This window comes from Haliscomenobacter sp. (assembly GCF_033763495.1).
GTDB lineage: Bacteria > Bacteroidota > Bacteroidia > Chitinophagales > Saprospiraceae > Haliscomenobacter.
The window spans coordinates 17912-29171 of record NZ_JANRKL010000159.1 but is presented as its reverse complement, the minus strand read 5'-3'; the positions used below and the strand labels follow the sequence as shown (position 1 = coordinate 29171).

General features: G+C 47.5%; 6 protein-coding genes. 5 read left to right on the top strand and 1 reads right to left on the bottom strand.

The features are described from left to right. On the bottom strand, positions 1 to 487 hold a 487-nt coding region (locus SFV55_RS16960), incomplete at its 3' end, for a substrate-binding domain-containing protein (RefSeq protein ID WP_320030719.1). Positions 488 to 871: 384 nt separating this feature from the next. Between SFV55_RS16960 and SFV55_RS16955 the strand changes: the two genes are divergently transcribed. From SFV55_RS16955 to SFV55_RS16935, 5 genes are all read left to right on the top strand, one after another. Further along, the gene (locus SFV55_RS16955; protein WP_320030718.1) at positions 872 to 4027 is read left to right on the top strand and encodes a SusC/RagA family TonB-linked outer membrane protein; all 3156 of its coding nucleotides are present in this window, start codon (positions 872 to 874) and stop codon (positions 4025 to 4027) included. An 11-nt stretch (positions 4028 to 4038) separates the two neighbouring features. Further along, complete coding sequence (locus SFV55_RS16950; RefSeq protein ID WP_320030717.1) at positions 4039 to 5523, top strand: SusD/RagB family nutrient-binding outer membrane lipoprotein; 1485 nt, start codon at positions 4039 to 4041, stop codon at positions 5521 to 5523. Positions 5524 to 5591: 68 nt separating this feature from the next. Continuing rightward, on the top strand, positions 5592 to 8012 hold the full coding sequence (locus SFV55_RS16945) for a bifunctional YncE family protein/alkaline phosphatase family protein (protein ID WP_320030716.1): 2421 nt from the start codon (positions 5592 to 5594) through the stop codon (positions 8010 to 8012). Between the two features lie 178 nt (positions 8013 to 8190). Beyond that, on the top strand, positions 8191 to 9024 hold the full coding sequence (locus SFV55_RS16940) for a helix-turn-helix domain-containing protein (protein ID WP_320030715.1): 834 nt from the start codon (positions 8191 to 8193) through the stop codon (positions 9022 to 9024). Positions 9025 to 9113: 89 nt separating this feature from the next. Beyond that, a complete protein-coding gene (locus SFV55_RS16935) occupies positions 9114 to 11234 on the top strand; it encodes a T9SS type A sorting domain-containing protein (protein WP_320030714.1) in 2121 nt (706 codons plus the stop codon). The last annotated feature ends 26 nt before the right edge of the window (positions 11235 to 11260 follow it).

The following is an 11260-nucleotide window of genomic DNA, read 5'->3' as shown; positions in this document are numbered from 1 at the left end:
AAACAAAGGTGCCGGAGTTGCTTTGGCGACCGTACAGGGAAATTTCGGCATCGGGGCCCCCCAGGGTTTTCCAGTTTTGAATGTCACCGCGATAAATGGCACCCAGTTGTTGCAAGGATAGACTTTGCACCAGGCATTGCGGGTGCACCACTATCGCGATGGCGTCCATACCCAACACACTGGCCAAGGGTTGTACTTTTCGTTCGTTGGCCAACGCGATCTCTTCCTGCTTCATCGGCCGGGAGGCATTGGCGATGCTGGTTTTGCCATTGATCAGGGCGGCGATACCTGCCCCAGACCCGCCGCCGGTAACCGCAATGGATACGTCGGGATCTGAACTCATGTAGGTCTCTGCCAGAGCGAGAGCCAGGTTGACTTCGGTGTCCGAACCTTTGATGAGGATGTTTTCGACTTTGTGGTGATTTGGGTTGCAGGCGAAGGCAAAAAGAGCAGAGCCTAGCAGGAGGATATGGATGTATTTAGACATGGTATTGATTCACTTTTGCTGTAAGTTAAAAGCACTGTGTCAACTCCAGGTTAAGAGCGTGTTATCTTCCGGTAAATTGATGAAAGTCATTTGTTTGGGTGACGGAAGTCTCTCGGTTTCGCCATGCGGCGAGCGGGGCATTTGACTGTACATCCAGAACTACTCTTTTTAAAATTTTACTTATATTCAAACGAATTGGAAAAATCAATAATTAGATTTACTAAAGTTTACAGGGCTAGCTTGAATTTAATTTAAAAATCAGATTTGCTTAATATTCAAAACGCTTTCACGTCCTACTTTCACCAGACGAAAGACCGTAGGCGCGGCCACGCCTACGATCAGGTGTTATCAATCAATATGCTCAATCAACAACCTTACAAAGGTATGAAACGAAGTCTACAAAAGGTAGTCCTATCGATGGGACTTGTCATGTGTTTGACGCTAAGCCTGTTCGCCCAATCGGGCGTAATCGCAGGGAAAGTATCTTCCGAAAATGGAGAAGCCCTACCCGGTGTCAACATTCAAGTAAAAGGAACTACTACAGGCACCATTACAGATGTGGAGGGGAAATTCCAATTGGAGCAAGCATCCGATAATCCCGTACTCATCTTTTCTGCCATTGGTTTTGTCACCAAGGAATTCAGTGTGAGTGGGCAAATTTTCATTGAAGTGAAATTGGCAGAAGACACCCAATTGCTCAGCGAAGTGGTAGTCGCCGCTTTGGGGATCAAACGGGAAGAAAAATCCCTGGGCTATGCAGCTCAAACCATCAATGCCAGCGCGGTACTGGATGCCAAAACCAACAACTGGGTGAGCTCACTGAGTGGAAAGGTTGCGGGTTTGAACATTCAAGGGGTAGGCGCGGGGCCATTGGGTTCGGCACGCATTACCCTGCGAGGAGAGTCTTCATTGAACCTCGACAACAATCAAGCCCTGATCGTCATTGATGGAATACCCGTGAGCAGCAGAATTTCGGGTACAGGATTCAACTCCCACCTGGCCACAGACAGCCCGGTGGATTATGGCTCCACACTCTCGGATTTGAACCCGGATGACATTGAAAAAGTGACGGTGCTCAAAGGCCCAGGCGCAACTGCCCTTTATGGTAGCCGGGCAGCGGGCGGTGCCATCATCATTACCACCAAGTCTGGCGCGAGAAAAGACAAGGGCATTGGCATCACTTTCAACAGCAATTTTAGTGTAGAACAAGTCAATCGCTGGCCTGATTATCAGTTTGAATACGGCGAAGGGCGCACTGATGCCTATTATTCTTACCTCGATAGCCCGGATGGCATCAATACCAGTACAACGGTTGCTGCAGGTCGTGCGTGGGGGCCAAAATTCAATGGCCAGCAGTATTTCCAATACAATCCCAATGACCCCATCGGAAAACCTACCGAACGTACACCTTGGGTTGCATACGATGACTACATCTCTGGTTTTTTTCAATTGGGAAAAAATTACTCCAATAGCCTCTCTTTTGAAGGTGGAAACGAAAATGGCTCGGCGCGTTTGTCCTTGACCCAACTCAAAAACGAGTGGATCATTCCCAACACAGGTTTTGAACGCTTGAATGCCGCCTTATCGGTCAATCAGAAAGTTTCAAAGCGCTTGAAAATTTCTGGCAAAGCCAATTATACCAACAAGAAGAGTGACAATCTTCCACTAGCAGGGTACAACAACCAGACTTTGATGTACTTCCTGATCATTGGTACCACTCCAAACGTTCGTCCAGAATGGTTCAAACCTTATTGGCAATCCGGTTTAGAAGATGTTCGCCAGAAAAACCCTTTCAACCCCGGCCCAGACAATCCCTACCTGGGTATGTACGAAATGCTGAACAAACTGAATAAAAACGGGATGATTGGTAACGTAACCGCCAATTATGAGTTTTCACCAAAACTTGAATTGCAGATTCGTACCGGAGTAGACATGTCTCACGAGTTTCATTCCCAGCAGCGCCCATTCAGCATGACGCGTTACCCTCGTGGGATGTACCGCGAACAAAGCATTTTTAGCCTGGAATCCAACTCCGACTTCTTGTTGACCTACAAAGATACCTACTCGTCTTTGTTCAATGTTACCGCCTCTATCGGAGGCAACGCGATGCGCCAAACCTATGATTTCGCCGGAATGTATGCTGATCAGCTGGCTCAACCAGGGGTGTACCAAATCTCCAATAGCCTCGACCCAGCCGTAGCTGATCCACTCAAGACGAAAAAGGCCATCAACAGTTTGTACGGTAGCGCCCAGTTTTCATATGCTGAAAAAGTCTTTGTTGACGTAACTGGCCGCAATGACTGGTCGAGTACCCTGCCTTTTGAAAACAATTCTTTCTTTTACCCTTCGGTGAGTGCAAGTTTTTTGCTCAACGAGATGCTCCATTTGCCTAAAATGGTATCCTTTGCCAAACTGCGGGCATCCTGGGCACAGGTGGGCAATGATACCCGGCCTTACCAAACCGCACGGTATTACGATCGGATTTACGGCAACAGCTTTACCAACCCAAGCCAATTGTTCAACGCTGATTTGAAACCAGAGATCACCTCCAGTTATGAGTTCGGGTTGGACTTACGCTTATTCCGCAACCGCATTGGTTTGGACATTGCTTATTACAACAACGAGAGCCGCAACCAAATTTTGTCAATCCCTCTTGATCCCGTTTCTGGTTTTTCTAATGCCTTGATCAATGCTGGTTTGATCAATAGTGTAGGTGGTGAAGTGAAGTTGATCCTTAAGCCTGTGGTCAAGTCAGGTTTCAGCTGGACTACTACCTTATTGTGGGCGAGCAACCGTAGTTACGTTCGTGAATTGGCACCGGGTATTTCCAATCAAATCATTTATGCCCACAATACCAACGTGACCATTGAAGCACGGGTAGGTGGACGGATGGGGGATTTGTACGGCCGTGGCTTTCAGCGCTCGCCTGATGGACAAATCGTGTATTCCAGCAATGGCCTTCCCGCACCGCTCGATCCAGTGGCTAAACTTTGGGGCAATGCTTTTGCCGATTGGAAAGGCAGCATCATGAATGAATTTACCATCAAAAATGTGCGTTTTAGTGTCCTTTTGGATGGCCAGATGGGTGGTGAAATGTATTCTCAAACCAACCATAAAAACAATACACTCGGAAAAACGAGAGTAACCTTGCCGGGCCGTGATGGAGGCATCGTCGGTGCTGGCGTGGTGAAACAAGCTGATGGGACTTACGTGCCCAATGCCACCAAGGTTGCAGCCAGTGCTTATTACGATAACTACTACCAGATCAGCAATGCCGAAACCAATATTTTTGATGCCACTTTTTTAAAAATCCGGGAGGTACGCCTCGAATTTAGCCTACCCCAAAACTGGTTGAATGGCATCGGCATTCAAAAAACATCCATTGCCGTTTATGGGCGTGATCTGTTCAACTTCACCCAGTTCCCTGGCTTCGACCCTGAGAGTGGAAACCTCAATGGCAGCACTTTGACACCAGGAGTGGAATTGACCCAGTTCCCTTCTACCCGCACCATGGGCATAAACCTCACCTTCAAATTCTAAAATCGACAATCATGAAGTTTTTCAGCAAAATATCATTCATTTTTCTGGCGCTGTGCATCGTTCTCAGTGCCTGCACCGAGGGGTTTGAAGACTTGAATCTCGACCCTAATCGCCCTAAAGATGTAACCCCGGGCGTTTTACTGGGGCAAATGCAATACCGTTTTGTCAATGCCAGTATGCAGGCTTCGCGCAGCTTTACGCACGAGTTGATGCAAGTAGATGCACCACGTGCAAGTACCAGCGGCCAGGGGCTTCATCGCTACGTGGTAAATCCAGGAGCCGGGGTGTGGACCTCTTTTTATACCCTGATGCGCGATGTGGAAGACATCATTTCCATCTCCGATGGCCTGAAAGAAAACAACTACAAAGCCATTGCACTGGTCTACAAAAGCTGGGGCTACTCCATTTTGACTGATTTGTACGGGGATGTACCCTATTCTCAAGCCGTTAAGGCGGAAGATGGTATTTTTGAAGCAAGGTTTGATGCTCAAAAAGACATTTACCTGCAAATCCTGAAAGACCTCGAAACGGCCAATGGTCTATTCGATGATAGCAAAGTTTTGACTTATGGTGGGGATCAGGTTTACAATTCAAGCGTACTGACCAGTGGTAAAAACGTGGGCATTCAGCGCTGGAAAAAATTTGCCAATTCCCTACGCCTACGCCTTTTGTTGCGCATTTCCAATCGAGATGGCGAAGTCAATGTCACCGAACAGATTAAGGCGATTTTAGCCGATCCAGCCAAAAATCCAGTGTTTGTAGCCAATGCGGATGAAGCCATTTTTCGTTATCCGGGTACTTTTCCTTATTTTAACCCCTATTACAATGCCCGTACCCTGGACTGGCGCGAGGGCACCTATTTCACCGAGTTTTTCATCAACAAACTCAACGCGGATAAAGACCCGCGTCGGGCGGTGTGGGCCACAACGGTTGCGGTGAATGGTGTACAAGTTTATCAGGGCATCAAAAGTGGTTATCCGACCACTACTGAATACGTGGTTGGTCGCAATTCCAGTTATCTGGATGCGCTCAAGACCTTGCCTCAATTGGGGGTGATGATGACTTATGCGGAGGTAGAGTTTATCAAAGCTGAACTCGCTTTGAAAGGATTCAATACGGGGAAAACAGCCAAAGTTCATTACAATACCGCCATTGGAGCTTCAATGGTACAATGGGGCGCCACGCTGCCAGCCGATTTTTTGACCCAACCCGGAGTATTGTACGATGAAACCCAAAGCATGGACAAACAGTTGGAACAGATTATGTTGCAAAAATACATTGCCTATTTCTTTGTAGATTATCAGTCCTGGTTTGAAAAGCGGCGGACGGGTTACCCCATTCTGCCTCGTGGTACGGGTATTCCTGCCGAGAATATGTTCCCCTCGCGGGTGCCTTACCCTACCTACTTGCAGTCTCAAAATGCTGCAAACCTCAATGCTGCGGTAGCCAAAATGGGTGGGGACAATAGCAACATCAAGGTTTGGTGGGCGCAATAAAGTTGATTTCATTTTTCAAAAACGCCGACAGAGGATATCCCCTTGTCGGCGTTATAATTTTAATGATCATGAAAAATCTACTCTTGGTTGTAGTTCTACTTTGTTGTTTTAACCTTAGGGCACAAAACACGGTTTCAAGTGTCACTCTACCCAATGGTTGGTCACTCAGCCCAGCCGGGCGTTCACTGGAAGTAGGGGACTTGCCTTTAAATATTGCCGTATCGGCCAATCAGCAACGCATCGCCGTCACCAACAATGGCCAGGGCAAGCAGAGTTTGCAACTCATTGACCCAGTCGGGGAAAAAGTTTTGTCCAATATTGAAATCCCCAAGTCATTTTATGGGCTAAAATTCAGCAAGGATGGCAAGTACTTGTACGCCTCTGGGGGCAACGACAACTGCATCCGCAAATACGCCATCGAAAACGATCAATTGCTGCAAAAGGACAGCCTGGTACTGGGCAAACCCTGGCCAGAAAAAATCTCCCCGGTGGGCATCGAGATAGATGAGCAGCGGGGATTGCTTTATGTAGTGACCAAAGAAAATAACTCCTTGTATATCCTCGATTTGAAGACCAAAGCTACTGTCCAAAAGCTCGATCTAAAACATGAGGGCTACACCTGTGTCCTCTCTCCAGATGCCAAAATGCTCTACATCTCGCTTTGGGGTGGCAAAAAAGTAGCCTATTTCGATACCTACAGTCGGAAAATTGTAGCCGAGGTGCCGGTGTCTTACAATCCCAATGAACTGATTTTAAACAAAAAAGGCAATTTGATTTTCGTTGCCAACGCTGGTGACAACAGCGTTTCGGTGCTTGAAGTAGCCCACCGTAAAGTTATAGAAGTCCTCGACGCTGCTTTGTATCCCAATTCACCAGTAGGGTCTACAACCAACGGTGTAGCCTTGTCCAAAAACGAAAAAACGCTTTACATCGCCAATGCGGACAACAATTGCCTGGCCGTATTTGACGTAAGCCACCCGGGCCGCAGTACCTCCAAGGGTTTTATACCAGTAGGCTGGTATCCGACGAGTGTACGAATAGTCGGCAAAAAGATTTATGTGGCCAACGGTAAAGGCTTCAGTTCTTTTGCCAATCCACTTGGCCCCCAGCCCATTCAGCGCAATGTTCGCTCCGAATCGCATAAAGGCGAACTTCCTCAGCCCAACAACCGACTGCAATACATCGGCGCCCTGATGAAAGGTACGCTGAGCATCATCGACCTGCCGGATGCGGCCACGATGAGTAGTTATTCAGCCCAAGTTTACAAAAACACACCTTATAAAAAGGAAAAAGAGTTGCAAACTGATGGCGAAGCAGGCAACCCAATCCCAATGAAAGTAGGAGCAGCTTCCCCAATCAAGTACGTATTTTATGTGCTGAAAGAAAACCGCACCTACGATCAGGTTTTGGGCGATATGCCTGCTGGGAATGGAGATACCAGCCTATGTTTATTTGGTGAAAAATACACCCCCAATCAGCACAAACTGGCCCGGGAGTTTGTGCTGTTGGATAATTTTTATGTGGATGCCGAGGTCAGTGCGGATGGCCACAACTGGTCGATGGGGGCCCTGGCCAACGATTACCTCGAAAAAACCTGGCCCACTGGTTATGGCCGCCGCGGAGGTGTGACGGAAGGAATGGGGCGTCGCCAAATCGCCAACAACAAAGACGGGTTCATCTGGGATTTTTGTAAACGTGCTGGGGTGAGTTACCGTACCTATGGCGTTTTTGCCGATGATAAAAAAGGCAATATCCCAGTGTTGGACGACGCACATGTCTGCTCGAAATTCACGGGGTATTACAATCAAAAAGTGCGCGATACCACCCGATTCGCCCAATGGAGGCACGACTTTGATTCCCTGCTGGTCATCAATGCCGTACCTAGTCTGAGTACCATCCGTTTGGGGGCTGATCATACGCAGGGTTTGGCGGTAGGTCGCCCGACACCCTACGCCTGCGTAGCCGATAATGACCTGGCCGTAGGAATGTTGGTGGAGCACATCAGCAAAAGTGCCATCTGGGCTCAATCTGCCATTTTTATTCTGGAAGACGATGCTCAAAATGGCCCTGACCATGTGGACGCCCACCGTTCGATTGCTTTTGTGGTGAGCCCTTACACCAAGCGCAATTACGTGGATCACACCCTATATTCTACCTCGGGGATGTTGCGGACGATGGAGCTGATCCTGGGATTGCCGCCGATGAGCCAGTACGATGCTGCGGCCATGCCCATGTTCCGCAGCTTTATGGCGACGCCCAATGTGGCACCATTCAAATCCGTTCCACTGTCCGTGAACCTCGACGATGTGAATACCTTAGCCAGCCGTTGGGCAAAAATTTCGGAAGGTTTCAATTTTGCGGAAGTAGACCTTAACGATGATCGTCTGTTCAACGAGGTTTTGTGGAAGGGGCTGAAAGGAGATCAAGCTGAATTGCCCGCGCCAAGAAGGAGCGCCTTTGTACGGATGGAAGAGGGGGAGAGGGAGTAGATGTATGCAATGCGATGGGGATATTCACAATCCCCATCGCATTGCCTTGCGAAAACTAAACCTTATTATTGAATGTCATTGGTTTAGGTAAAAAAAAGTTTGCCCCGAGTACAACTAATTTGCCTGCCGAGCTTGCTTTTGAGCTAGGAAATGGTTATTTTTGATGAAACTAGCCCTTATGTTTACCCAAGTACACCTACCTCACCCCGCGCTTCGCCCTTTTGTGAAGTTTTATTTGGTCCAACAATTTAATGCGACCCCCGGGATCAGCACAGTGTTGTCCTGCAAAGGATTGGCAGCGATCCAATTCTCTTTCAAAACTCCAGCGGTAACTTCCTTTTACTACCATGGTACAGCTCCTGAGGATAAAGTTCATCTCGGAGAAACACCTGCGATCATTGGCCCCCCTACTACCTTTGGCCATGCTTATTTTGTAGGAGAGCAAAACTTATTGGCAGTCGCCTTACAACCTACGGCAACCCACCATTTTATCAGGGAATCAGCTACCGCAATGACCAACCGAGGCATCAATGTCGAATTGGTAGAAAAGGAATTCAACGAGGTACAAGAAAAGCTTTTAGGCGTCGCTCAATCCGAAGTTGCGATTCAGCTCTTGGAGCCCCATCTCATTCGCTTTTTTCACCAAAATGCAAGTTATGCCTGGAAAAAAGACCTTTCGGTCATTACAAATTACATTGATCAACAGATGGGACTGATCGGTGTAGAAGACCTGGCCAATCATTTTCACCTCAGTCGTCGCTGGCTGGAGAAGCAGTTCAAAACTCAGATTGGCATGAGCCCCAAAGGCTATGCCCGCGCGATTCGGTTTCGCAATGTATTGAAGCATCTTTACCACATGCCTCAACCTTCGTGGATGGAGGTAGTGGCACAATTCAACTATACCGATCAATCTCACCTCATCAAAGATTTTTATCAATATACCGGAAGTTCACCTAAGGAGCATTTTCAAAGTTTGCATGTTGTTGAGCAAAATATTCACCAAAATTTTTGAAGCTGTTCGCATTTATACAATGTGGCTAGAGGCGACCAGGCTATCTTTAAAGAGTAAAATAACACTTCCCTAATTTCAAACACCAGATGATGAAACATAATCACCTACTCCTGTTCCTCATTTCTAGTTTCCTGTCCACCTCACTCCTGGCTCAACAATGGGAGCAAATTATTCCGGCTCAATCAAATCCGCTTTTTGAATCGCCCTATTTCTGGAGTAAAATGGCCGTAATTGATGCGGATACAGTATGGTTTGCAGACGACCTTGGTCGAGTAACCCTGACAAAAGATGGTGGAAAAACCTGGGATACCAACCCCATTCAAGGTTGGGATGCCCTGTTCTTTGATTATTATTTAGGCTCCTTTTTTGCTGCTGATTCCCGTCGCGCTTTTGCAGTCGCCTTTTCTTATTTCGGAGAATCGTTTACCCTAAGCACCAAAGATGGGGGCAAAACCTGGGATGAAGCCTTCAAAAATGGAGAATACAGCCTTCCTGGGAGCTTTCTTAATGGCATCCACTTCTTCAACCGCCGGAACGGGCTGGCTTGGGGGGATCCAGTACGCGATACTTTTGAGTTTTATCGGACCACTGATGCTGGTGATTCCTGGCAAAAAATAGCTACCCCTGCACCACGTCCAAATGAGTCAAGCTATTTTGAAGCTTTTGCCGTTTTTGGCGACACGATTTGGATCGGCACCTCTGCGGGAAGAACCCTCAAAAGTGCAAATCAGGGTCAAACTTGGACAGTCGATGTTTTGCCCACACCAGCATACATCGGCACCATTGCACTGACCAATGGACACGAAGGCGCCGTCAGTCTTAATGGAGGACGAATTTACTACACGGCCAATAACGGCAAAACCTGGACATCCAGCCCGGGGCGAAGCCCCAACAGCTTCAATCCCAATACCATTTATGGTGTACCTGGTCAGACCGGAATTTTTGTTTCCAGCAACCAATTTGATGGTTGGGCGGATATCAGTTTTGATTCCTGTAAAACCTGGCCGATTAGCATTTTACAACCAGGTATCCCAAAGATTAACACCTTACAATTCCTAAATGCCAAGCAGGCCTGGGCCACACTAGGGGATTCTGCAATTCTGAAGTGGAAAAATCCAGCAGTGCTTTTTGACCTGGTCGAACCAGATTATACAGAGATCAAAGCCAAACATGCCACGGGTACTCAAATTTCAGGGGCGAGGGTAGCCTTGTGGAGTGGAATACCTGGAGCTTATCGACTGCAACATACCTTGTTAAAAGATGCCGTCGAAGTATCAACTTCCAATAGCACACTGATGTTAGCCCCACGAAAGGTAGGCGTTGGTTTTTCCAATGCCCGCCTGAGTGGTAAGGGTAATTATTTTTACCGAACTACCCTCCTTCAAGGCGATACCATATTCCAGCAACAGGAAGCACAGCTAGTAGCGGGAGACTCCGTTTTTTCAAAGGATAATGCGTTTTCTAACTTATCTTTTGGATCCAATCGTGGCCACTTTTTTGACCTTGGCGTTGCAGATCAGTTGACTTCCATCGCTACGGATGTCAATGTATTTGCTCCAACTGCAATCCAGTTCTGGGTATTTGGATACGATTCGGTCAAGAAGAACTACAGCAAACGCTTGCACCTTTCCAGCCCAATCCCGCTCGAGCCCAAAGATACGCTCATCGTTTTTGGCAAAGATACCTTCTTGGTGAGTCTGCCACTGGGCGAGGTCAACTATCAGCTTCCTAAATCTTTGGCATTAAACAAAGGTCGTTACGCCATCGGCATTCAGTTCCTGGATAGAAACGCGGCTATCTACATGTCGACCCACAAAGTCAGTTCCCACGCCATACTCAAGTTTGACCAGACCGCTGCAGACTCTTTGCCAGGCTATGCATTTGGACCAATACTTCGCGCCAGATTCAATACCAAAGAGGTGAGTGTGTCTACGCAAGAGCCAGATTTAACTACAGGTATTCGCATATTTCCCAATCCAGCAAGCGATTGGTTTTCAATAGACTTGTCACCTGATTTATTGAAAAAAATGGCGAGTTCCAATACCCTTCAGTTCCGCTTGTTCAACATCAATGGACAAGAGGTACAAACGCAATGGCTGGCTGCAGGCATCAACACCATCAACGTGGCTCAATTGCCAACTGGAACTTATGTCTGGCAAATCGTAGGGAACAACCGGCGCAGGGTAGTGGGGCAAGTTGTATTAAAGTAACAAATACATTATTCAACACTAAAACT

Excerpts from the sequence above, each read along its gene's own strand:
- SFV55_RS16945 (WP_320030716.1), top strand. The coding sequence starts at position 5,592 with ATGAAAAATCTACTCTTGGTTGTAGTTCTACTTTGTTGTTTTAACCTT.
- SFV55_RS16955 (WP_320030718.1), top strand. The coding sequence starts at position 872 with ATGAAACGAAGTCTACAAAAGGTAGTCCTATCGATGGGACTTGTCATG.
- SFV55_RS16940 (WP_320030715.1), top strand. The coding sequence starts at position 8,191 with ATGTTTACCCAAGTACACCTACCTCACCCCGCGCTTCGCCCTTTTGTG.
- SFV55_RS16950 (WP_320030717.1), top strand. The coding sequence starts at position 4,039 with ATGAAGTTTTTCAGCAAAATATCATTCATTTTTCTGGCGCTGTGCATC.
- SFV55_RS16935 (WP_320030714.1), top strand. The coding sequence starts at position 9,114 with ATGAAACATAATCACCTACTCCTGTTCCTCATTTCTAGTTTCCTGTCC.